Below are 23,708 nucleotides of genomic sequence, written 5' to 3' on the forward strand. Positions count from 1 at the left end.
ATCGTTCCCGATCGAGTGTTCGCGGCGGAGTAAGAAGTACCTGCGCGCGGGCGTTCGGGAAGGGAGGAAGGCGCGCAGCGCGATGCGGTTCGTTGTGCGCGCATCGAAGGGAACACCATCGGATTCTGGCCGCCACGAGAAAGCCGGGCAGCACGGCCGACGCGCTAGCCGCGTCGAGCGACAGGGCTGCCGGGCAGCGGAATCCCGGCGCGATAGACGACGGTCGCGAGCGCCGCGGCGACCGCGGCCTCGGCCGTCAGCACGGCGGCGGCCGCGCCCAGTTCCGCAAAGTACTTCGCGAGCACGGGCACCAGCACGATGTTCAGAATGCCCGACGACATCAGGATCCGCGTGAACGCCGATTTCATGCCGAGCGGCAGCATCGTCTGCACGCCGAACAAGTCGGTCATCCCGGCCATGAATGGAACGAATGCCATCCAGCGCAGCACCTGGACCGTCGGTTCGTACGAAGGGCCATACAGGATGCGCACGGCAAGCGGCGCGCCGAAGAAGATCGCGAGCGAGATGCCGAGCACCATCACGACCTGCACGACGAACAGCTTGCGCAGGAACGAGAACGCGTCGTTGCGTGCGTGCCGCATCAGGTAGCTGATGCGTGGATAGGTCGCGGCCTTCAGCGGCTGGAGCATGCTGAGCGCCGCGCGGATCAGCTTGTCGCCGGCGGTGAAATAGCCGGCCGCGACGTTGCCCGACACGAAGCCGAGCAGCACGGTGTTGGTCGACGCGTAGAACGCGATCGACGTCGACGCGAGGAACACCTGCCAGCCGCCTTTCAGCGATTCGGCGATGTCGGCGACGCCGACGCGCACGAAGTCGATTTCCCGCTGGAAATACAGATAGGCGGCGAGCGCGATCGCGGACAGCGTCGGCACGGCGGCGTTGACGATCATCGCGCGGTCGATATCCGCCGGGCTGTGCACGAGCGCGAACATCGCGGGCAGGCTCAGGATGCGGCCGATGAACAGGATCACGCTCAGCGCGCGCAGCTTCTCCATGCCCTGGAAATACCAGCCCGGCGTAAACGCCACGCCGGCTACCATCCCGAAACCGATCAGCAGCAGGTCGCGGTCTTTGCCGAAGCGCTCGACCAGGAAGGTCAGCACGATCAGCACGATGAAGCAGATCACGGCGATGCCGATCTGCGCGTACAACGTCGCCCAGAAGATGCGAGAGCGTTCGGCGCGGTCGTCGCGGGCGAGCGCGATGCGCGGCGTCGCGGTCAGGTCGAAGCTGTAGCTCGTGCAGTTGGTGAGGTAGGCGATGACCGCGAGCGAGAACGCGAGCTGTCCGTAACCCTCAGGCCCCAGCGCGTGCGTCAGCAGCGGTGCGATCAGCAGCGGCACCGCGTACATCGAAATCTGCAACGTCAGCAGCAGCAGGAAGTTCTTCTTGATGTTTGACATTCGCTCGGTCGGCGCCGTGAGTGTCGCATGGCGGCAGAGTGCGGGCCGCCGTGCGCTCGCGCGGCCGGCCGGCGCTGGCCCGGCTGCGTGGGTTCGCGGCCCGTTCCGGCGGGCGCCGGTTTCGCCCGGCGATGCCGGACACGGCCACATCGTATGGCGGTCATGATACGGGCCGCGCGAGACGCCTGTGTTCGCGAGCCTACCGTTCGCGGATTCCGTGCGCGCGTGCGACGCGAATCGCGCGTCGGCGCGCATCGTTGTATCGCCGCAGTGACGAATGCATTTGTAAGCTGGCGCACCGAAGGACGCTCGGGCCCGGTGCTCTAATCGAGCGCACTGTTCTGGTTCAGCGCGCAAAGGGCTTGATGACGACTCGGGCCGACCACCGCCGTCCCTGGGCGACGGGAGCACGACGACGCATGGCGAAGGGCGAGCGGGGCGCGCAGGGGCGCGGCGGCAGTCCGTTACCCGAAGGCCTTGCGTTCGCCGACTAGTCGCACGATCGCGGAATGGCCGATCCCGGTGGGGCCGCCGGGGCGCGTGTCCGCACCCGATAACAAATACCGATCCGAGGAGTACCGATTGAAGCCGATAACGTTCGGCAGCTGCGTGGGGTGGCTGCACGAAGGACAGACGACACAAGGCGTGATCCTGTGCGAATCGCTGGGGCACGAGGCTTCGTGGACGCACAAGCTCATGCGGGCGATCGCGGAGCGGCTGGCCCGCGACGGCGTCACGGTATTGCGATTCAACTATCCGTGCACCGGTGACTCGGCCGGCGACGATCGCGACGCCGGTCGGCATGCCGCGTGCATTGCCAGCATTCACGACGCGATCGACCTGTTGCGCGACCAGGCCGGCATCACCGCGCTGACGCTCGTCGGGATTCGCGCGGGTGCGCTGTTCGCAATGCTGGCCGCCGCGGGGATGGGTCCGCGCCCGTCGCCGCGCGTCGATGCGCTGGTGGCGCTCGCGCCGGTCGTGCGTGGCCGCGCCTACCTGCGCGAGCTGTCGTTCGTGCATCGCCAGTGGCTCGACACCACATCGCCCGCAATCCGCGTCGCGCATCGCGACGAACCGTGCATGAACGTGCTCGGGCACCGCTTTCCCGCCGATTTCGTCGATGCGCTGAAGGCGCTCGACCTGTGCGACGTCGTGCGCGATGCGCCGACGTTGCCCGGCGCGATGCTGCTGATCCAGCCCGATCAGGGCGACGGGCCGGCATTGCGCGACGCGTTGCTCGCGCGCGGCGTGGACGTGACGAGCGATCCGTTCCGCGAATGGCCGACGACGATGCTGGACGGTACGCGCTCGCGCTTGCCGCTTGCCGCGATCGACACGCTCGCGAACTGGATCGCCGAACGCGCGCCGCATAAGCCGGCCGGCACCGACACCACGTCCCGAGCGGACCCGGCATGGAATGGCGAGTCGGCCGTCGCGCTCGACATGAACGACATGACCGAGCAGGTCGTCGCAGTCGGTCCGGACCGGCTGGTCGGCGTGCTGTGCCGGCCCGCCGATACGCGGCCGGCGAAGCCGGTCGGCCCGGCGGTCGTGATCGCGAACACGTCGACGAATCCGCGCAGCGGCGAAGGGCGCTTCAGCGTCCGGCTCGCACGCACGCTGGCACGTGCCGGCGTGACGACGCTACGAATCGACGTGCATGGCGTCGGCGATAGCGGGTCCGCCGCGCCCGACGATCAGTCGGATGTCGTGTATTCGACGCAGTCGAGCGAAGACGTGGCCGCTGCTGCGGACTGGCTGCGCGCGCTCGGCCATCCCGAGGTGGTCGCGGCCGGCATTTGTTCGGGTGCCTATGCGGCATTGCATGCGGCATTGAAGACGCCGTCGCTCGGCGGCGTGATCGCGATCAATCTCGCGCGCTTCGTGTGGCCGGCCGGGCTCACGCTCGAAGCGGTGCAGAAGCAGCGGAACAACTCGGTGCGCGGCTACTGGCTGTCGGTGCGCGACTGGCAGAAGTGGAAGCGCCTCGTGCGGGAGCGGCGCGACCTGCGTCCGATCGTGCGGGCCGTGGCCGCGAATGCGATCGCGCGGGTCAGCGTGCCGGCGAAGGCGCTCGCCGCGCGCGTCGGGTGGAAGCCGCGCTGCGGCACGCCACGCGGCGTGATGCATGACCTTGCGCAGCGCAACGTCTGGACGACGCTGGTGTACGGCGCGCTCGATCCCGGCATCGACGATGTCCGGCGTCACTTCGGCGCGATCGAGCACGCGTTCCGGCGCTCGCGTCACGTGCGTCTGCATCTCGAGCCGCGGGTCGACCACGCGGTGTACGGCGCGGCGGGCACGGACATCGTGATCGACCTGTGCATGCAGGCGCTGGGCCGCGACTCGGCCTGGCCGGTCGCGCGCGTCGCCGATCCGGCCACGCAGGATGCGGCCGCGCGATCGTACGCGAACGTGTCGGTCGGCCAATCGTGATGCGGGCCGCGCCCCTTGCGTCGACGCTTGGGGGCGCGATCCCGTTGGGCATGAAGATCGGCGTTCGGTGGGGTCGCTCACAGACGCGCCGTTCGCCGTGGTGTCCAATCCCGTATCGGCACGTGCACGACGTGCAGGGTCACGCCGTGGCGTGACCGGCCGGGATGCGTCAGTCCGGATCGCCCGGCTGCGCATAGGGCGACTTCGCGTAGGGCGACGTGTACAGCGTGCCGGTGTGCCAGAGGTCTTCCGTGGGGGCGTCGGCCACTTGCGGGCGATGCGGCCGCCTCGGCACGAGCGGCCGGCGCAGTGCGCCGCGAGCGCGCGATTCGGGTGCTGCGGCGGTGCTCGCGGCGGGAAGCGCAGCAGGAAGCGCGGCGGCAGGTGCCGCGACGTCGGAGGCAGCCGCGGCCGGCTCCGTGGCCGCGCCGGTTATCGCGGTTTGGGCGGAACGCTGGAGCGGCACCGGCGCGAGCGGCGTCGACGATGCGAAGACCGGCGCGTCGGCCGGCGTGGCGGGCACAGTCTGCGCGCCGGAGGCACAGGCAACACAGGCCGAGACGATGCAGACGAGTGACGAAAGCGATGCAGAGCAGTTCATGACGAATCGTACGGAGTACGTGCGGTGAAGAGGGAGGCGCGGCACCGCCATGCGAGCCGCGCCGCCAAGCGTAATGCCGGAATTCGCCGCGTTCGGCGGGTTACCGCACAGTTTTGGAAGGACACGATGTCAATCACCACGCAACCGGAATCGACGCTCGGGACGCCGCGGCTACGCACGGCAGGCATCCGGCGCGCGCCGTGGCTGTCGCGCATGGCGATCGTGGCGGCCGCGTGCGCGCTGAGCGCATGTGCGTTGTCGCCGGGCATGAGCTACCGGGCGCCTGCCGCGGGCGACGCGAATGCGCGCGTGAGCGCCGACGCATCGGGCTCGGGCGGCCTCGACGGCGTGCAGAACGTGTCGAGCGAGGATCTGATCGAAATCACGCCGGCGTTCGTCGCACAGCAGCATTCTGGCCAGCGCGCCGACGCCGATGCGGAGATCCGCCAGTTGTTCGGCAAGCCGAAGCCGTACGCGATCGGCCCGGGCGACGTGCTCGGCATCGTCGTCTGGGATCACCCGGAATTGAACCTGCCGACGACGCAGACGACGGGCGGCGGCGACGGCGTCGGCGCCAGCTCGGTCGCGACGGGCTACACGGTCGACGCGAACGGCAACGTGCAGTTCGCGTATGCGGGCCTCGTGCATGTCGCGGGGCTGACCGAGGCGCAGGCGCGCGCGCTGCTGACGAAGCGGCTCGGCGAATACGTGCGCAAGCCGCAGATCGCGCTGCGCGTGCAGACCTACCGCAGCAAGCGCGTCTATCTGGATGGCGAAGTGCGCACGCCGGGTCTGCAGATCGTCAACGACATGCCGATGACGCTGCCCGAGGCGATCGACCGCGCGGGCGGCTTCACCCCGACGGCCGACCGCTCGCAGGTATCGGTGACGCGCGGCGACAGGACCGTGAACGTGAGCCTGCCCGCGCTGATCGCCGCGGGCGTGAACCCGTCGAACATCCTGCTGCGCGACGGCGACCTCGTGCGCGTGCGCGCGGCGAGCGACGCGAAGGTGTTCGTGCTCGGCGAGGTGTCGCGGCCCGCAACGCTGACGCTGACCGACGGCCGGATGAGCCTCGGCGAAGCACTCGGCGACACGGGCGGCGTGAGCCAGTACACGTCGGACGCGCGCCAGGTGTTCGTCGTGCGCCGCGGCCCGGACAATCGCCCGCGGGTGTACCACCTCGACGGCAGTTCGCCCGCGTCGTTCGCACTGGCCGACCAGTTTCCGCTCCAGCGCCGCGACGTCGTGTTCGTCGATGCGTCGTCGCTGGTGCGCTGGAGCCGCGTCGTCAACCTGCTGATTCCGTCGTCCGCGCAGGGTGCGCTGACGGCCAGAGCCATCTCGCCGTGACGCGCGTGGCGGATTTCGTGACCGCGACCGCGCGTCGCGCCATACGGGACTGATTCTGCATGACTTCTTCGACCCTGCCTGACCCGCACAGCGGGCCCGCCCTGCGGCCGTCCTATCCGGTGCGCCGCTATTGGGGCATGCTGTCCGGCGGCCGCCGCCTGATCCTTTGCACGGCGCTCGCGGGCGCGCTCGTCGGCACCGTGTATGCGCTGTGCGCGGCGCCCGTCTACCGGACCGACATCCTGTTCCAGGTCGAGCAAAGCCCGACCGACTCGAAACCGACGTCGCCGCCCGGCGATCCGTCGGCGGTGTTCGACCTGAAGACCGACGCGTCGACCGAGATCGAGGTGCTGAAATCCCGCGCCGTGCTCGACCGCGCGATCGACAGCACCAACCTGGCCGTCGACGCGCGGCCGCATTACCTGCCGCTGATCGGCTGGCGGTTCGTGAACGCGGCCGACGGGTTGTCCTCGCCGCTGCCGGGCGGCTACGTGTACGGCACCGAGCGCATCGACGTGCCGACCTTCGACGTGCCGAAGCGCCTGCTCGGCAAGGGGTTCGCACTGACGCTCGGCGACGACGGCGTCTACACGCTGCAGCGGACGGGCTGGTTCGGCCGGAAGGGGCCGGCATGGCAGGGCCGTATCGGACAGCCGCTGCATGTCGACACACCGCAGGGGCCGCTCGACATCTTCGTGCGCAACGTGGCCGGCAAGCCCGGCGCGCGCTTCGACCTGACGCGCTACAGCGACGAGGAAGCGACGGTCTGGCTGCAGAAGAACGCGCTGATCTCGGAGCGCGGCAAGCAGTCGAACATGATCGGCGTGACGCTCGACGGCATCGATCCCGTGCATGACAGCCGCGTGCTGAACGCGATCGGCGACGCGTACCTCGCGCAGAACACGCAGCGCAAGTCCGAGGCGGCCGACAAGCTGATCCGCTTCATGGATACCCAGCTGCCGCAGCTGAAGGCGCAACTGGAAAAGGCGGAAAGCCGCTTCAACGCATTCCGTGCGTCGCATGGCACCGTCAATACGAGTGACGAGGCGCTGGCATTGCGCCAGCAGTCGGTCGACATCGAGACGCGCGTGCAGACGCTGCAGCAGCGGCGCGAGGAATTGCTGACGCGCTTCATGCCGAAGCATCCGGCCTTGGTGGCCGTCGATGCGCAACTGGCCGACGCGCAGCGTTCGCTCGACACGACACGCAAGCAGATCCAGCAGTTGCCGACCGTCGAGCAGGGCGTGCTGCAGTTGCAGCGCGATGTGGCCGTCGATACCGCGCTGTACACGAACCTGCTCAACACGCGCCAGCAGATGATCCTCGCGCGGGCCAGCAAGACCGGCACCGTGCGGATCGTCGATACGGCGAAGGTCGCCGAGCAGCCGATCGGCCCGCATCGCGGGGTCGCGGTGATCGCGCTGCTGATGCTGGGGCTGCTGGCGGGCGCGGCGATCGTGATCGTCCGGCAGCGTGTCGTCGGCACGATCGGCGACGCCGAGGAAATCGAATGGACGACGGGGCTGCCCGTGTTCGCGACCGTGCCGCACAGCCCGGTCGCCGCGCAAGCGGAGTCGCGACCGAAGGCCGGACGGCGCGGCATGCGCGCGCCAATGCCGCCGATCGACGCGCAGGACGCGGCGCTCGAAGGCCTGCGCAATTTCCGTGCGGCGCTGCAACTGTCGATGCCGGACGCGTCGAATCCCGTCGTGCTGATTTCCGGGCCGACGACGGGCGTCGGCAAGTCGTTCGTCGCCGCGAATATCGCGTCGCTCGTCGGCGCGGCGAAACGGCGGGTCCTGCTGATCGATGCCGACCTGCGCAAGGGTTCGCAGCACGAGCGGTTCCGCCATAGTCGCGCGCCGGGCCTGTCGGACGTGGTGGCAGGCACGCACGGGCTCGCCGAGACGATCCGGCGCGGGGTCGCACCGGGCCTCGATTTCATCCCGATGGGCAGCATCGTGCCGGACCCGGGCGAACTGCTGCTGCAGCCCGCACTCGCCGAACTGATCGAGCAAGTCTCAGCGCGCTACGACATGGTCGTGATCGACGGCCCGCCGCTGTTGCCGGTGGCCGATGCGCTGGTGCTCGGCCGCCTCGCGGGAACCGTGTTCCTCGTCGCGCGCAGCGGCGTGACGACGCTGACCGAACTCGAAGAAAGCGCGCGACGGCTCGAACACGCGCATATCGACGTGGGCGGCGTGGTCCTGAACGATTACAAGGGCGCGCCGGGACGGTACGACTACGGCTATAAGGAGACGAACACGCATCAGGCCGCGTCCGGATATACGGAAGGGATGGCGTCGCGGCAACGGGTGGAACGGGCGTCATGAACCGGCGAGCGGGCGGGGCCGGGCACGGGCCGCGACGGCGCCCTGTGACGATGCGCACGGCGGCGCGCGTGCGCGGTGCCACGGGCGGTTACGCGGGCGGTTATACGGGCTACTGGTGGGAAGATCCGGCACGCCTGGTGCTGATGTTCATCCTGCCGTTGTACGGCATGCTGTCGCTCAGCTTGCTGGGTGACCCGAAGGCGATCGCGCGCGTCTATTTCGACGGCTACTACGCGTTCGTCGGCGCGCTGTTCCTGATGGTGGTGATGGCGGCCGCATGGCTCGCGACGACCGAAGCGCGCACGCGACGCGGGCCGCCGCCCGCCGCGGTCGAGCTGTCGCCTCGCGTGCTCGATTTCGTGTTCGCGCTCGCGCTGTTCGGCTATGCGCTGCTGCTGAGCGGCATCCTCACGCATCCGGCGCTGCTGGTTGCGTTCGTGCGCGGCGAAGCGAATGCCTACGACATGCTGGAACTGAAGGGGCGCATCACGGGCCTCAGCACCTTCACGCAGGCGACCGCGCCGTTCGTCGTGCTGTATTTCTATGTGTTCAGGACACCCGTCAAGGGACTGAATCGCTACAAGATCTACTTCGCGGTGCTTGCCGTGCTGACGCTGATGCGCAGCTTCATCTTCGCCGAACGGCTTGCGCTGATCGAGATGGTGATGCCGTTTGCGCTGATGGTCGTGCGGTTCCGGCTCGGAGGCCGGTATTCGCGGCTGTTGACGCTCGGTCCGTATGCGGCGATCCCGTTGCTGTTCGGCCTGTTCATCGCGAACGAGTACAACCGGTCGTGGGAAGCCTATTACGTCAATATCTACGACAACCTGTTCGATTTCGCGCTCGAACGTCTCGGCCTGTACTACTCGACGTCGTTGAACAACGGCGCCGGAATACTGAGTGTGCTGGGCTGGGACCTGGGCCACCCGATGTTTACGTTCGACTGGCTGCTGCGCTTCCCGGTCATCGGCTCGACGTTGCAGCCGTGGCTGGACTCGGGCGACAGCATCAACCTGTTCCTGAACGGCTACGCCGACCCGGAGTTCAACAACCCGTCGGGCATCTTCGTCCACTTCTACGAGTGGGGCTGGTTCGGCTTGCTCGATGCGCTCGCGCTCGGCTGGGCGGTCGGCCGCAGCTATGCGGGCTGGCGGAGCGGCAACGGGTTCTGGTGCTGCATCCATGCGGTGCTTTACGTGTCGGTCATGGAAGTCATGCGAACGCCGAACCTGTTCAGCGGACGCAATTTCGTGCCGGTCGTACTGCTGATCGCCATCTTCCATTGGTTCGCCAAGGCGCCGGCACGTCCAGCGCCTGCCGCCGGCGGCGGAGCCGATGGAGAGGGAAGCCGGCGCGTCGTTGCGCGTGGCAGTCGGGCCACGGACGTCGATCCGGTGTTGTCGCGATAAGGCCATGGCCGAGTCGTGCGGGGCATGCGACCACTTTGCAGATTGCCGGGTCCCAACACCAATATTTCCCGGAGCCACTCCTTTTCATGGCGACTCACAAGCAGAAGTTTGAAATTCTGGACGGGTTGCGCGGCATTGCGGCAATCAGCGTGATGCTCATGCATTTCCTTCAGGATCTGCCGATTCCGATACTGCAGAGTGCTTATCTTTCGGTCGATGTGTTCTTCATGCTGAGTGGCTTCATCCTCACGTACTCCTACGGGGAAAAATTGCGTCAGGCGTCGTGGCGGGGCGAGTATGTGAAGCGACGGGTGATCCGTCTTTATCCGATGATATGCATCGGGCTGACGATCGGGTTCGTGAGCCTCGTCGTCATGCGCGTCAATGCGTCAGCGGCGTTTTCGTTCGGCAACCTGGCGGCAGCCACCGGCCAGAATTATTTTCTCATTCCGTATCTGGGTCGTTTTTCGGTGTCGGGCTTTGTCGGCGCCACGAATCACGGCTTGCCGGCAGTCGACGATCCGGGTGTGTTTCCTCTGAATCCGCCCGCCTGGTCGCTGTTCTTCGAGTTGTTCGCGAGCGTTGTGCTGATCGCGGCCGTCAAGATGAAAGAGCAGAACCTGCTGAGACTGGCCTATGCATGTCTCGGTGCGTTCGTCGCGTATGGATGGCTCGTGGGCCTCGACCACGACAAAGTGACTGTCATCCTGAATCAGGGCTGGGCGGCCGATAATTTCTTCGGCGGATTCTTCAGGGTCGGCTACGGGTTCCTGCTGGGCGTGGCAATCGCGAAAATGCACGACGCCGGTCTCCCGGCGAGGCCGCACTGGTTCGTTGCCGGGCTCGTCAGGAACGACTGGATGCTGTTTGTCGTGTTCCTGCTGGTCGTCCTGTTTCCAACGTCGATCAAGGGAATTTACGCGTTGGCCGTGCTGTTGTTCGTCGCCCCCGCGCTGGTTTATCGCGGCGCCATGCTCGCTCCGAGCGGCAACGTGGTGGCACGGATCAGCACGTTCCTCGGCTGGATATCGTACCCGCTCTATTGTGTGCATTACCCGATCGGAAGGCTCGTGTTCGCGTATGCGCCGCAGGGCGACATCCACGTCGTCAGAACGGCAATGCTTGCGGCGTGCCTGTCGATCGTGTCGGCCGCGTTCCTCGCGAAATTCGTCGAGGAGCCGATCAGGTCGTATCTCGGCAAGCGCCTGTTCGGCAATCAACCGGCCGCGACCGGCAGCCCCGTCAACGTCGCGTAACCGCGCTGAGTCGCCGGGAAGGCCGGCGCGTGTCGATCCGGTCGCCTGCCGATCGCGCTACAGCGTCTCGAAGATCGCCTTCATCATCTCGGCACTGCGGCTCCAGCGATATTGCTCCGCATGCGCGATCCCCTTGCGTTTGAGCTCGGCCCTGAGCTCGGGGGAATCGAGCAGGCTACGTAATTTCCGCGCGATGTCGTCCTGCGAATACGGATCGCAGTACAGCGCCGCATCGGCACAGACTTCCGGCAGGGCGGCCGATTTTCCGACCACGGCCGGGCAGCCGTAGCGCATCGCCTCGAGCGGCGGAATGCCGAAGCCTTCGTAAATCGACGGATAGAGGAAGCACGCCGCGTTCTGATACAGCGCCTTCAGTTGTTCGTCGCTGATATAGCCGACGTACTTGATGTTCGGCTCCGGCGCGCCAACCGGGTCGTGCTTGCCGAACACGGTGGTGTTCTGCATCCCGACGATGACGAGATCGACCGACGGATCGCCGATCTGCCGGAATGCGGCGATCAGCCGGCCGAAGTTCTTGGTGGGATTCATGCTGCTGACCGCGAGCACGAACCGATCCGGCGTCAGCGCATGTTTGTCGAGCACGCTCGTGTCCGGTTCCAGCGCGTCGAGATGATCGGCACCGAGCGGCACGACGCGGATCTTCTCCGCGGAAACGCCGCAGTGATGGGCGAGGCGATCCCGCGAGAACCGGGAGTTGGTCAGCACGCACACCGAGGTTCGCGCCAGGATCCAGAACATGATCCGATACCACATTCGAAACGGCCGGGAGAAATGCGCGGGCGTGTCGAACACCGCCGCATCGTGCATGTAGATGATCTGGTTGCCGAGGAAGATGGATGCCGAATTGCCGAGATTGACGATGCGGCCGCGGCGCGCGAACAGCGGGAGGATCAACTGCTCCCACACCACGCCCTTGTAAAAACCGACCTCGACCGTCTTCGCTCCACTCACCGCGACGCCGGGCCGAGGCGGCACCAGCACGGTCACCGGATCCTGTGGATGAAACTTGATCAGTGCGGCGATCAGCTCGCGCGCGACGCGTTGCACGCCGGTCGTCTTCTGCGTCGTGAATCGGCCGTTGTAGACGAGTTGCTTCGGTTTGCTGGCGATCATGTCAATAAGGAGATGTCGAAATCGGGATCAGGCTTCGACGTGATCCGGCGCAACCGGCTCGAAGTCGCGCGAGTCGGCACGCGGCTCGTCGGCGCCGAGTCCATAGAGGGCATTCCACTGGCGGAAGATCGCGTTGATCGAAAACCGCTGGATCGCGCGCTGCCGGGCCGCGGCGCCCATTTGCTCGCGCAGCTGCCGATCGTCGCGGAGCGCGGCCACGTAGGCGGACATCTCGTCGGCGTTCGACGCGACGTAGCCGGTCACGCCGTGGATCACCACGTCGCGATTGCCGACGACGTCCGTCACCACGGCCGGTATGCCGGCAACCTGCGCTTCGATCAGCGCGACCGGCATGCCTTCCCAGCGGGAGCTCTGCACGTAGATGTCCAGTTCGGCCGTGAGCGCCAGCGCCCGGGCGCGGGTCACCCAGCCGCTGCAGACGACGGCCCGGCGCTGGCTGGGATCCGCGATCTCGGCCGCGTTGCCGCCGATCCACAGAAACTCGACGTCGGCGCCGTGCAGCGTGTCGGCGAGTCGCACGAATGCTTCATGATTCTTCTGGAACGATGCCCGGCCGCTCATCCCGATGACGACCTTGCGATCGTCGCGTGTTCGACGCGGCGGAATCTCGGCCACATGGACGCCGTTTTCCACCAGGACCGCCGATTTCGGCCTGACCTTTCTTCTGATCTCGCCGAGCTCGCTGCCCGAGCAGGCGACGACGGTGCCGCCGATGCGCGCGGCGATGCGCTCGAAGCTCAAATACGCGAACTGCTTCATGCGCGACACGTCGGCGCGCAGGAACGAGAGTCCGTGCGGCGAGTAGAGGACCGTCGCATTCGGGGCGGCGATGCGGGCGGCGACCCGTCCCAGCACCCCGGCCTTCGACGAATGCAGATGAATCGCGGTCGGCTTGTGCTCGCGCAGGTTCCGGATCAGCGCGCGCAAACTCCGCAGGTCCTGTGTGACGCTGACCTCGCGCACCATGTCCACTTGGACGAGCTTCACGTCGGGCCGGAACAGCGTTGAAAAATCGGCCGGGGTTTCCGGTCGGATCGAGTGCAGCACCGTGACATCGGCGCCGGTTGCCGCGGCATGATTGGCGAGATGCGTCAGCATCGAAAGCACGCCGCCACCAAACGCTTCGGCAATATGAACGATCTTTTCTGTGGTCATCTTTGGGTCCAGCGATCCGATCGCCCCTGTCATCGCCCATCGCGACGATGGGCAGCCGGTGAATCGTGCGGTCGCGTCGTCCGGTTCCTTGAACTATGCATTCCTAATTGATAAATGCTTGCGAGTCGTGGCCATTGAATCCCGCTGTCTAGCTCGCGTGTGCGAAGCGGATGACGCGGTCGGTCGAATTGCACCGGACACGATGCAGCGCGACGAATCAATACCGCGTTCGACTACGGCGACTGGGGACGAGGTAACGGCGAAGTCCGGTCAGTGCGCGTGAATCCACTGGTCCGGATCATTGTGCAGCGCATGCGCGATCCACTGGGTGCGATGGCTTACCGAAGAGGCGATTCGACGCCGGACGTCACGGCCCGACGACGCTATCGTGTGCCGACGCGCTGCCCGGACGACTTGCGCACGCGGGCGAGGGGATTGGAGATATAGCGAATCGCACGGTTGCTGAGCGTCGACGACGGCAGCAGGCAGGCGAGCGACAGCCCGGCGACGGCCACCTTTTTCGCCGGACGCCAGAATGGATTGCGCAGCACGGTATGCCAGTAGCGTCCGGATTCGCACAGGAACCAGCGCCAGCGCCGCACGAGCGGCGCGTGATACAGCGTGCTGGCGAAGCGGGCCTTCTCGATCGCGAAGTCGAGCGGCGCGATCGGCAACGCTTCGTGCAGCCGCGTGCCGGCAAGCATGCGCAGTGTCGACCAGCGGCGTTCGGCCTTCAGCGCGCCCGTCGCGGCGTCTTCCGAATTGGTGAGTGCAAGGGCCGGCGCGTCGGCGGCTGCGCCGCCGGCCGGGCGTAGATCCGGATGCTGATGCACGCGATAGCCGCCGAGCGTTGCGTCGATCATGTGCACGGCGCCGAGCAGTGCGATGCCGTAGATCGCATAGAAATCCGCGCCATGGAGGTTGTCGGCCGTGACGGGCACCGGAAAGATGCGCTTGAGCGCGTCGACCCGGTACGCGTTGCCGGACGCGGGCGGCGACGGATACAGCCAGCCTGCGCGCAACAGGCGGCCGCAATCGGTGTCGACGGCCGACTGCGGCACGCTCGCGCCGGTCATCGCACCGTCCCGCGCGATCACGTCGAGCCGGAAGTGGACCTTCACGAAGTCGCCGGACGCGAACGCGGCCAGCACGCGGGCCGCGGCGTCCGCATAGAGGAGGTCGTCCGCGTCGAGCAGGATCACGTAGCGCGTCGCGACATGCTCGAGCGCGCGGTTGTATGCGGCGACCTGACCGCGATTTTCCTGGAACACCGCCGTCACGCGCTCGCCATATGAGCGGATGATGTCGCGCGAATCGTCGGTGGACCCGTCGTCGACGACCAGTACGCGTACACCGTGCGGCGTCTGCGCGAGCGCCGAATCGATCGCGTCGCGCAGGTATGCGCCGTGGTTGTAGTTGCAGATGGCGATGGTCAGGTCGGTCATGAACGGGTTCTGGACGAGCGAAGAGCGGACGGTCCGCACGTCCGGTGCCTTGCGGCGACGCCGGAGCGCGGCCACGTCGTATGGTGGCCATGATACGCATCGCGGATCGGCGCTCGGTTCGCGAGCCTACCGTTCGGCGATGCGCCGCGTGAAAGCGCGACGAATCGTCGACCGGCACGCGGCAGCGCGCCGCGCAGGCGGGACGCATCGGTCTGTTGACGCACCGACACCCGGCCGGATCGAATGATTCAATCGAATGTATCGCGTCGTCCGCTGCGACGAGGGTGTCGCGGGCGGACAACTCGGCCGGCACGCGGCGATTCGCATGCGCAGGCCGACGCGCGGGATGTCATTCCGGAGGAAACGATTCGATATGCGTAGCTCGCAATGCTCGTTCCGCGCCTGCGCGTTGATCGCCGGCATGTGCATGGCAGGCGCACTGTCCTGGCCGGATGGTGCTGCGGCAGCGTCCGGCGCGCGTGCGCCTGGCGCGCTTCATGCGAATGTGCCGGACGCATACGTGCGTCCCGCCGCGGACGCGGCCGATCAGGCCGACATGCTGCAACATGCGCTGGACGCGTTGCAGCCGGGCCAGCGATTGATATTCGCACCGGGGCGATACGTGGTCGGCCGTTCGCTGGTCGTGCGACAGCCGAATGTGGTGGTGTCGGGCTACGGCGCGACGCTGATCGCGACCACCGCGGACGATCAGACGGTCGAGTTGCGCGGCGACGGTACGGCGCTCGTCGGCTTCCGCCTGGCGGGCACCGGCACGACGCGCCTGACGACACCGGAATCGACGAAGGTCGAGGTCACGGGACGCGGCGTGCAGGTGCTCGACAACGTGATCGACGGCGGCGCCGGCGCCGGCATCTTCGTGTTCGGCGGCGCGAATGTCGCGATCGTCGGCAACGAGGTGCTGTCGACACTGGCTGACGGCATTCACATGACGCATGGTTCGCACGACGTGCTCGTGCGGGGCAATGTCGTGCGCGGCACCGGCGACGACATGATCGCCGTGGTGAGTTACCAGGCGGAAGGCGTGCTGACGCGCAACGTGCTGATTACCGGCAATTCGCTGGAAGGCAACCCGTGGGGCCGGGGCATCACGGTGGTGGGCGGCGCGAATGTCACCATCTCGAACAACATCGTGCGCAACGTGCAGGTGAGCGCGGGGATTCTCGTCGCGCAGGAGGACAGCAACCGCACCTACGGCGCGTCAGACGTCCGCATCGAGAACAACGTGATCGCGGACATCCAGACGGCGACGGGCCGCACCGATCCGCGCCCGATCACGCAGCAGGCGGCGATCGAGGTCAGCACGTGGTCGGGTTCGGTGTCGCGTGTGACCGTGATCGGCAACCGCGTGTCGAATGCGCGCTTCGACGGCATTCGCCTGTGGGGAAACGTGTCCGGCGTGCGGCTCGCGGACAACCAGCTGTCGGGAATCGGCGGGATGGCGGTGCGGGTCGGCCCCGGCAAGGATTGCGCGAGCGATGGGCCGTCGAAGTCCTCGGCAAACCCGGTGAAAGGGGCGACGTGTGCCGCGGCGCATCAGTCGACGGCGACCGCTGCCGACGCGCTCGGCGCGGATCCGTCGTCGCTGCCGCGCGTGCGCGAGGCCGTCAGGCAGGCGCGCTGGTCGCAGCGAAGCATAGATTGACCGCGCGCCGGCGCGATTCGCACGCGCCTGTCGAACGCGCTTAGCGAACGGCGTCGCGTTCCGCCGCTTCCTCATGCGGCTCGTCGGGTTCGCACGGTGAACATGGCGCCGGCGGCGCGGTACCGACGACCGGTCGTCCATACCGATCGTCGAACCGCACGATATCGTCTTCGCCGAGATAGTCGCCCGACTGTACCTCGATGATCTCGAGCGGGATCCGGCCGGGATTCTCGAGACGGTGGACCTCGCCGACGGCAATGTAGGTCGATTCGTTCTCGCTGAGCAGGAACGTCTCGTCGCCGCGCGTGACCTTCGCGGTGCCGCGTACGACGATCCAGTGCTCGGCGCGGTGATAGTGCATTTGCAGCGACAGTTGCTTGCCGGGTTCGACGACGATCCGCTTCACCTGGAACCGCTCGCCGAGATCGATCGAATCGTAGTGCCCCCACGGCCGCTGCACCTTGCGGTGCTCGCTCGCCTGCGGGCGCTGCTCGGTCTTCAGGCGCGCGACGATGTTCTTCACGCGCTGCACGTCGTGCTTGTTCGCGACCAGCACCGCATCCGGTGTCTCGATCACGACGACGTCCTTCATCCCGACGCATGCAATCAGCCGGCCTTCCGAGCGCACGAAACTGTCCTGCGTGTCCTCGAACACGATCGGGCCGCGTGCGACGTTGCCCTGATCGTCCTTCGGCATGATTTCCCAGATCGCATCCCAGGTGCCGACGTCCGACCAGCCGGCCGAAAGCGGCACCACGATGCCTTCGATGCCAAGGTCGGGGTTCTCCGCGAGGCGCTCCATGACCGCGTAGTCGATCGAGTCGGCCGGGCAGGCGTCGAAGGCCGCCGCGTCGATCCGGAAGAACGGATCCTCGGCGATGCCCGCACGCCATGCCGCGTCGCAGGCCGCATGAATGTCGGGCGCGAGCGCGCGGATCGCCTTCAGCCAGATCGATGCGCGCGTGACGAAGATGCCACTGTTCCACCAGTAGTCGCCCGAATGCAGGTAGCGCTCGGCGAGCGCGGCGTTCGGCTTCTCGACGAAGCGCCCGATCGTATAGCCGCCCTGTCCGCCGAGTCGGCCGGCGCGCGGTTCGCCGACCTGGATGTAGCCGTAGCCGGTTTCCGCGCGGCGCGGCAGCACGCCGAGCGTGACGATCGCGCCTTCCTGCGCGTAGCGCGCCGCGCGCCCGATCGCTTCGTGGAACGCACCGACGTCGCCGATCACGTGATCGGCCGGCATGACCGCGAGAATGGGATCGTCCGCGAGCACATTGGCGTCGAGCGCCGCGAGCGTCAGCGCGGGCGCCGTATTGCGCGCGGCCGGCTCGAGCAGGATGCGTGCGGGCGCGGCGCGCCCGAGTACCTGAGCGGCGCTCATGATGCGATGCTGTTCGCCGCATACCAGCAGCAGCGTGTCGCCGAGCGACGCGTTCGCGATGCCGTTCAGGCGGCGCGCGGTCGCCGACAGCGGCGATTCGTTCGAGGTCAGCTCGATCAGTTGCTTCGGATACTGCTCGCGCGACAGCGGCCAGAGCCGCGTGCCCGAACCGCCGGCGAGAATGACGGGCAGGATGCGGGGCAGCTCGGGTTCGGGAACCGGGCGAAGGGTAGGGGTCATCGATTGGCTCCGGTATCGGCGGGCAGCCGGTTGTGCGTGCGACCGTCGGCGCGCGCGTCCTCGTTTCGCGAGCGCGGCGCCGGGACGGTCCGCGACAGCAGCTTGCGCAGCGCACCGGCGGCGCGATCGGCCGGCCGGACGAGACCGACGAACGGCGCGCCCTGTTCGAGATAGGGGCCGTAGGCCTTGCGGAATCCGAAGCGTTTGTAGAATGCCTGGCGCTGAGCGGGAACGTGCGTGCGTACCGCCACGTCGGGCCATGCGGCCTGCGCGGCCGTGAGCGCGCGCTGCATCAGCTGCTCGAGGGTGGCGTCGTCCCGACATGCCTCGCTCGTGAGCACCTTGTCGATCACGACGTCCGGATCGACGTCGTCGCCGGGCAGCACGCGTGCGTACGCGACGACTTCGATCATGTCGCCCGTGTGCATGCGCGCGAACACGTGCAGCGCATGCGCATCCTTGCCGTCGATGTCGAGATGCGTGTGCGCGTCCTCGACCACCAGCACTGCGTTGCGCGAGCGCAGGATTGCATAGAGATCGACGGCGCTCAGATGTTCGAATTCACAACAATGCCATTCCATGATGCGGTCCTCGTGGGAATCCTTCAGCACGCAGCACCACACGAACGCGTTCGTACGGTACGGCGCGGCGATGCCCATGATGCGGATGCGGCGTGCGCCGGTCTGTTCGAAAGCCTACTCACCCACCCGTTTTACGCGGGCCGGCGCGGGCCGGCGCGGGCTGCGCGGCGCATCCGCGTGGCGCGAGCGGAGCAATGTGCGGTAGCACACAATGGCCGCGTGGAGGCTTTTCCATAATTAGCCTGTCGCGACGGTCCGCTGCGAAGCACGCAGCACGGGTCGCCGGCATCGAACGCGATTGAAGAACCGGGGGTTGTACTTGAAGATTGCGACTGCTCACGACCGACGGCTCGTACATCGCGGCGCTGGGCGCATACGGTCGACTGCCGCATGCAGGCTCACGTCTGCTGCTTCATCGATTTCCTCGCGCGGGGCAGGTCCGTCATTCGGACACCGTTGTTTCGGCGCACCGGCCGGCACGTGCATACTTGCTACTGCGCGTTGCCTGTCGCGTTGGCGCGACGGCAGCGACAGCGGGTGCGCGTCATGCGTGGCGGTCATGCTGCGTCGCGCAATGAAGTGGACGACACAACAGGTTTGCCGGCGATCGCCGATGCACCGCCGTGGCGCGAAATCCGCGATCGGCCGACCCGGCACGCTGCTGCGACGCCCGGCCCGGTGCGCGACGGCCAGGCGCTTCGTTACGACGATGTAACGACCGCGCGCGGTTCGCCGGCATTCGATGTGACATTCCGGTGTCGCGCAAGGAATGCGATTACCGACGCCTGAAAAACACTGCGCGGTTCTTACACGCGATTTCGTCAAGAATCGCAGGCAATAGGCGGTGCCGATCTTGCAGAAAAGTAGTATTTGCCACCGATTGATGCGAATGGTCGTAGATAATCAAATCTGAGTCGCTAAATGCGGCCGCGCCGGCGGGGCGGTAGCGTAACCGGCTGAATCGATGTTTATCGTTTGGTAACAAGCCCTCTCGATACGGGGTGTAAATTCAGGAGTGGATGAAATGAGTCAGCCATTCCGAAAGCGGGTTGGCGGCCGTCCAGTTCAGCATCGAGCGCGACTGTCGTGTACGACGCGACGCAAATGCGGACGGAATTCCCGTTTGCCGACGTGCTCCGCCTGACGGCGCGTCGCATCAAAGCCGGAACGCCGTGGCTCCCGCGGCCGCGCGTTCCCTTCGAGTTCGATGACAACGAGGCCGGATGAAATCTGGCTCGACCTCCGGGGGCTCTCGCCGTGTGCAGTTTCGATCTTCGCCAAAGCTGCGGAAACGCAGCACGGACCGGCGGCCATGCGCCGCCGCCCGCAGCGCACGCGAACGGTTCGCAGAGTGGAGAAAGTGATGGTTCGCTATGAATATGCCAATAACGCGCGATAAGAGCGCTGGCGCGGGGAGGACTACCGGGCAGCGTCCTTTGATTTACTGGACGCAGTCACCGTCCGTCATGCTTCGCAAGGAACTCGCGCGACGCGACTGGAAGGTGACGATCGTCGCGCACGCGAGCGAGTTGCGCGACACCTCCGGCGAAATCACCTGCGGCATCCTCGACCTGAGCGGCGGCCACGCCGACGCGATCGGCAGCATCGCGTCCACCTGCGCGTCGATGCGCGATGTCGTGTGGGTCGCACTGGTCGAGACCGGTCAGACCGCGTCCCCGAACGTGCGCGCGCTGTTGCGCGACTATTGCTTCGACTACATCACGTTGCCCGCGTCGCATCAGCGGATCGCCGACACGGTCGGCCATGCGTACGGGATGGAATGCCTGTTCGCACGCGATCGCGAACGCCTCGAATCGCAGGAGAACGGCATCGTCGGCACCTGCAGCGCGATGCTGCGGCTGTTCGATACGGTGCGGCGTTTCGCGCGCACGGACGCACCGGTGTTCGTGTTCGGCGAGACGGGTACCGGCAAGGAGCTGACGGCCGTCGCGATCCATCGTCATTCGGAGCGGCGCAACGGCCCGTTCGTCGCGGTCAACTGCGGCGCGATCCCGCCGCACCTGCTGCAATCGGAACTGTTCGGCTACGAGCGCGGCGCGTTTACCGGCGCGAACGCGCGCAAGGCCGGCTACGTCGAAGCCGCGAACGGCGGCACGCTGCTGCTCGATGAAATCGGCGACCTGCCGCACGAGAGCCAGGCGAGCCTGCTGCGTTTCCTGCAGGAGCGCGCGATTCATCGCCTCGGCGGCAGCGATCCGGTGCCGGTCGACGTGCGGATCGTTTCCGCCACGCACGTCGACTTGCGCGAGGCGATGGAAGAAGGGCGGTTTCGCGCGGATCTGTTCCACCGCCTGTGCGTGATGCGCATCGACCAGCCGCCGCTGCGTGCGCGCGGCAAGGACATCGAACTGCTCGCGCATCACATGCTCGAACGCTTTCGCGGTGACGCGCGCCATCGCGTGCGCGGCTTCTCGACGGATGCGATCACGGCGCTCTACAAGCACGACTGGCCGGGCAATGTCCGCGAGCTGATCAACCGTGTGCGGCGCGCGGTGGTGATGACGGAAGGTCGCCTGATCACCGCGCAGGATCTCGAACTCGAATATTGTCTCGACGCGGCTTCGCCGTCCGTTGCCGACATCCGCAAGTCGATCGAGCGCGAAGCGATCGAAACGGCGCTGCTGCGCACGCGCGGCCGCGTCGCTGCTTCCGCGCGCGAACTCGGCGTATCGCGCGCGACGCTCTATCGCTGGATGGAAGCGTACGGCATCGAGCGGCCGCGCGGTACGGGGTCGTCGGACTGACGCGCGCGGCGCGGCCGCGCAACCGCACGGGCGACGCCGGCCGCGTCAGCCGGCCGGCGCGGCGCGCACGGTTCGTGCGGCGTTGACCGCGCGGATATCGACGGTCGGCGGCGCGCCGGCGGCCGCTCGGTCGCCCGTGTCGGCGAGCGGCATGAGCGCGACGCGTGCCGGCGTACCGGGGGCGAGATCGAACCAGTCGTCGCGCGGCACGAAGCCCGGCGCGTCGATCTGCACGTGACGGGCGACGTGGCGCGTGTCGATGTCGACGTGCCACGTGTCGCCGATGCGCGACACGCATGCCTCGATGCCGGGCTCGCGGCGTGCGAACACGGCCGGATGCGTGCGGGACGGGAAGTAGAACGCCTGCGACAGCAGCGTGCCATCGTCGGCGCGCAGTGTCGCGACGACGGTGTCGTGCTCGCAGGGGCCGAAGCGATACGCGTAGGTCCAGTCGAAGAAGCGGCCGAGCAATTCGGCCGAGCCGAGCCGCACCGTGTCGTGCGCCGCGATCCGGACCGGCCCGCCGGCCCGCGCGACCGGCGTGCGGCCGTCGCGCAGCGCGACCAGCTCGACGGCCGCCGACAGCGGCGCCGGCCGCTCGTTGATCACATGCACGTCGAGGCCGTTCAGCCCTTCGTCGACGAGCAGGACCTGCACCGGCTGAAGCACCTGGCGCAGCGCATACCACGCCGATTTCGGCCGATGCGTCGCATCGATCAAGCCCCATCCGGCGCCCGGCATCACGTCCTGGAACTGCCAGACGAGCGCTCCCGCGCAGCGCGAGCCGGTGCGTCGCCATTCGGCGAAGGTGTCGCGCATCAAGTCCGCGATCGCCGCGCGCGACAGCTCGAAGTAGCGCGACGGATCCTCGCGTCGCAGGCGGTCGGGCGCCACGTCATACAGCGTTTGCAGATAGTGATCGCGAATATCGTCGAAATCCCACGACGTGCCGGGGTCGCGCGGCACGGCCGCCTTCCAGCGCGGCTCATGAACGCCGGGCCAGCCGAGGCTCGCGAGCATCGCGTCGCACGGCACGTTCGCGAACGCGAGGCATTCGCTCGCGAAGCGCACGTCGGCGCGGCGCGCGTCGTCGAGCGGGCGCAGGTACGCGCCGACGCCGTAGTAGTGCGACACGCGCTCGCGCGGCAGGAACGGCAGTGCGCCGCCGTCCGGCGAGTCGGGGACGTAAAGCGCGTCGGGCCGCCGTGCCGCCGCATGGCCGGCGAGGCGCTCGGCGGTCAGTTCGAGGAAGCGCTGCTTCGGCCCGAGCCCCGACATCGCGGCCTGCTGGGCGATCTCGCTGCCGCCGCACAGCACCGCGAGCGACGGCGACGCGCGGTGGCGCGTGAGGAACTGTTCGGCTTCGCGATCGACGGCGTCGGCGAACGCGCGATCGTCGAGCGCGTAGTCGAAGTTCGCGAACATGAAGTCCTGCCACACCAGCAGCCCGAGCCGGTCGCACCACGCATGGAATGCGTCGGCCTCGTAGGTCATCGTGCCGCCGACGCGAATCATGTTGAAGCCGGCGTCGCGCGCGTGCCCGAGCAAACGGCCATAGGTCGCGTCGTCCGCGTGCAGCGCGAGCGGGTCGGCGCTGCTCCAGCAAGCGCCGCGCGCGAACACGCGCACGCCGTTCACGCGCAGCCCGAACCCCTTGCCGTCGTCGCCGGCGTCCGGTTCGATCGTGCGGAAACCCGTCGCACCGAGCGGCCGCCGTTCGGCGCCGATGTGCAGCGCGACGTCGTAGAGCACCGGTTCGCCGTGCGTGTGCGGCCACCAGCGGCGCACGTTCGGCACCGCGACGCTCGCATGCAGCCGGTCGACGCCAATGCGTTCGAGCGTCGCGTGGTGCTCGCCGCACGACAGCCGGGCCGCGAACGCATCGGGCAGCGGAGCAGCGAACGCGAGTTCCGCATCGAGCCAGCCGGTGTCGCCGTCGATGCGCGCATGCAGGTCGCAATGGACGAGAACCGGGCCGTCGGCCGGGTCGAGCACGTCGACGGGCCGCCACGGTCCGGTCGGCACGCAGCGCGGAAACCAGCCGGGCATGTGCCCGAGCAGCGACGTGCGAACGGTGCGCAGCGTCGCCGGTTCGGCCAGCCGCGTGCGCCAGCGTGCACGGCGCGATGCGCGCGCGTCGCGCAGGTGCGGCGCGAGGGCGCGGAAGCAGAGGGTGAGCCGGTGTGTGCCGTCGAGCGACACGGGCACGTCGTGCGCGACGAACATGTTGTCCGAGCGCAGGATCGGCGCATCGTCGAGCCATGCCTCGGCGAGCGTCGCGAGCCCGTGAAAGCGCAGCACGCGCGGCCCGTGTCCGCGCAGTTCGACGCGATACCAGTGGTCGCGCTCGTCGAGCGACGCCGTATCGTCAGGCCGGCCGGCCAGCGCGAGCGCTTGCGCGACCGTGCCGGGGACGGGTGCGGCGATCCAGCCGTCGGCGAGGAGGTCGAGCGGCCCGCGCACGGCGCCCGCGGCCGTTGCGAGCATCGACCACGCAGGCGCGGCGTG

Annotated in this window: 16 protein-coding genes; 8 read left to right on the forward strand and 8 right to left on the reverse strand. The window is 67.6% G+C overall.

Annotated features, from left to right (window positions below; all coding sequences use genetic code 11):
- Positions 1–164: 164 nt before the first annotated feature.
- Positions 165–1,424 carry a flippase gene (locus tag LMA02_RS21720; RefSeq protein ID WP_228909751.1) on the reverse strand — a complete coding sequence of 420 codons (1,260 nt, stop codon included), beginning with the start codon at positions 1,422–1,424 and terminating at the stop codon, positions 165–167.
- 582 nt (positions 1,425–2,006) lie between these two features.
- Here LMA02_RS21720 and LMA02_RS21725 point away from each other — a divergent pair.
- On the forward strand, positions 2,007–3,863 hold the full coding sequence (locus tag LMA02_RS21725; RefSeq protein ID WP_228909752.1) for a serine aminopeptidase domain-containing protein: 1,857 nt from the start codon (positions 2,007–2,009) through the stop codon (positions 3,861–3,863).
- A gap of 169 nt (positions 3,864–4,032) precedes the next feature.
- On the opposite strand, the gene LMA02_RS21730 is transcribed toward LMA02_RS21725, so the two are convergent.
- Complete coding sequence (locus tag LMA02_RS21730) at positions 4,033–4,464, reverse strand: hypothetical protein (protein ID WP_228909753.1); 432 nt, start codon at positions 4,462–4,464, stop codon at positions 4,033–4,035.
- A 126-nt stretch (positions 4,465–4,590) separates the two neighbouring features.
- Between LMA02_RS21730 and LMA02_RS21735 the strand changes: the two genes are divergently transcribed.
- The 4 genes from LMA02_RS21735 to LMA02_RS21750 all read left to right on the forward strand — a co-directional run bounded on the left by LMA02_RS21735 (position 4,591) and on the right by LMA02_RS21750 (position 10,815).
- Entirely contained in the window at positions 4,591–5,817 is a 1,227-nt protein-coding gene (locus tag LMA02_RS21735) for a polysaccharide biosynthesis/export family protein (RefSeq protein WP_228909754.1), read from the forward strand.
- Between the two features lie 59 nt (positions 5,818–5,876).
- On the forward strand, positions 5,877–8,150 hold the full coding sequence (locus LMA02_RS21740; RefSeq protein ID WP_228909755.1) for a polysaccharide biosynthesis tyrosine autokinase: 2,274 nt from the start codon (positions 5,877–5,879) through the stop codon (positions 8,148–8,150).
- The gene (locus LMA02_RS21745) at positions 8,147–9,559 is read left to right on the forward strand and encodes an oligosaccharide repeat unit polymerase (protein ID WP_416378683.1); all 1,413 of its coding nucleotides are present in this window, start codon (positions 8,147–8,149) and stop codon (positions 9,557–9,559) included. Before LMA02_RS21740 ends, LMA02_RS21745 begins: the two co-directional genes overlap by 4 nt.
- Before the next feature lie 86 nt (positions 9,560–9,645).
- Positions 9,646–10,815 carry an acyltransferase family protein gene (locus tag LMA02_RS21750; RefSeq protein ID WP_228909756.1) on the forward strand — a complete coding sequence of 390 codons (1,170 nt, stop codon included), beginning with the start codon at positions 9,646–9,648 and terminating at the stop codon, positions 10,813–10,815.
- Positions 10,816–10,872: 57 nt separating this feature from the next.
- On the opposite strand, the gene LMA02_RS21755 is transcribed toward LMA02_RS21750, so the two are convergent.
- From LMA02_RS21755 to LMA02_RS21765, 3 genes are all read right to left on the reverse strand, one after another.
- Positions 10,873–11,949 carry a glycosyltransferase family 4 protein gene (locus tag LMA02_RS21755; RefSeq protein WP_228909757.1) on the reverse strand — a complete coding sequence of 359 codons (1,077 nt, stop codon included), beginning with the start codon at positions 11,947–11,949 and terminating at the stop codon, positions 10,873–10,875.
- 27 nt (positions 11,950–11,976) lie between these two features.
- Positions 11,977–13,125 (reverse strand): glycosyltransferase, encoded by a 1,149-nt coding sequence (locus tag LMA02_RS21760; protein ID WP_228910074.1) that lies wholly within the window; start codon positions 13,123–13,125, stop codon positions 11,977–11,979.
- A 383-nt stretch (positions 13,126–13,508) separates the two neighbouring features.
- Complete coding sequence (locus LMA02_RS21765; protein ID WP_228909758.1) at positions 13,509–14,570, reverse strand: glycosyltransferase family 2 protein; 1,062 nt, start codon at positions 14,568–14,570, stop codon at positions 13,509–13,511.
- A gap of 373 nt (positions 14,571–14,943) precedes the next feature.
- On the opposite strand from LMA02_RS21765, the gene LMA02_RS21770 reads away from it, so the two are divergent.
- Positions 14,944–16,233, forward strand: coding sequence for a right-handed parallel beta-helix repeat-containing protein (locus LMA02_RS21770; protein ID WP_228909759.1), 1,290 nt, complete (start codon positions 14,944–14,946; stop codon positions 16,231–16,233).
- 40 nt (positions 16,234–16,273) lie between these two features.
- Here the strand turns inward: LMA02_RS21770 and LMA02_RS21775 are convergent, their stop codons facing one another.
- Positions 16,274–17,854 (reverse strand): mannose-1-phosphate guanylyltransferase/mannose-6-phosphate isomerase, encoded by a 1,581-nt coding sequence (locus LMA02_RS21775; protein WP_228909760.1) that lies wholly within the window; start codon positions 17,852–17,854, stop codon positions 16,274–16,276.
- Positions 17,851–18,435 (reverse strand): drug:proton antiporter, encoded by a 585-nt coding sequence (locus LMA02_RS21780; RefSeq protein ID WP_228910075.1) that lies wholly within the window; start codon positions 18,433–18,435, stop codon positions 17,851–17,853. Before LMA02_RS21780 ends, LMA02_RS21775 begins: the two co-directional genes overlap by 4 nt.
- A gap of 390 nt (positions 18,436–18,825) precedes the next feature.
- On the opposite strand from LMA02_RS21780, the gene LMA02_RS21785 reads away from it, so the two are divergent.
- A complete protein-coding gene (locus tag LMA02_RS21785; protein ID WP_228909761.1) occupies positions 18,826–19,224 on the forward strand; it encodes a hypothetical protein in 399 nt (132 codons plus the stop codon).
- A 584-nt stretch (positions 19,225–19,808) separates the two neighbouring features.
- A complete protein-coding gene (locus LMA02_RS21790) occupies positions 19,809–21,200 on the forward strand; it encodes a sigma-54 dependent transcriptional regulator (RefSeq protein ID WP_166722732.1) in 1,392 nt (463 codons plus the stop codon).
- A gap of 45 nt (positions 21,201–21,245) precedes the next feature.
- Here the strand turns inward: LMA02_RS21790 and LMA02_RS21795 are convergent, their stop codons facing one another.
- Complete coding sequence (locus tag LMA02_RS21795) at positions 21,246–23,687, reverse strand: glycoside hydrolase family 2 protein (protein ID WP_228910076.1); 2,442 nt, start codon at positions 23,685–23,687, stop codon at positions 21,246–21,248.
- Between the last annotated feature and the right edge of the window lie 21 nt (positions 23,688–23,708).

Origin of the sequence: Burkholderia sp. B21-005, from assembly GCF_020843965.1 — a bacterium.
GTDB lineage: Bacteria > Pseudomonadota > Gammaproteobacteria > Burkholderiales > Burkholderiaceae > Burkholderia > Burkholderia ambifaria.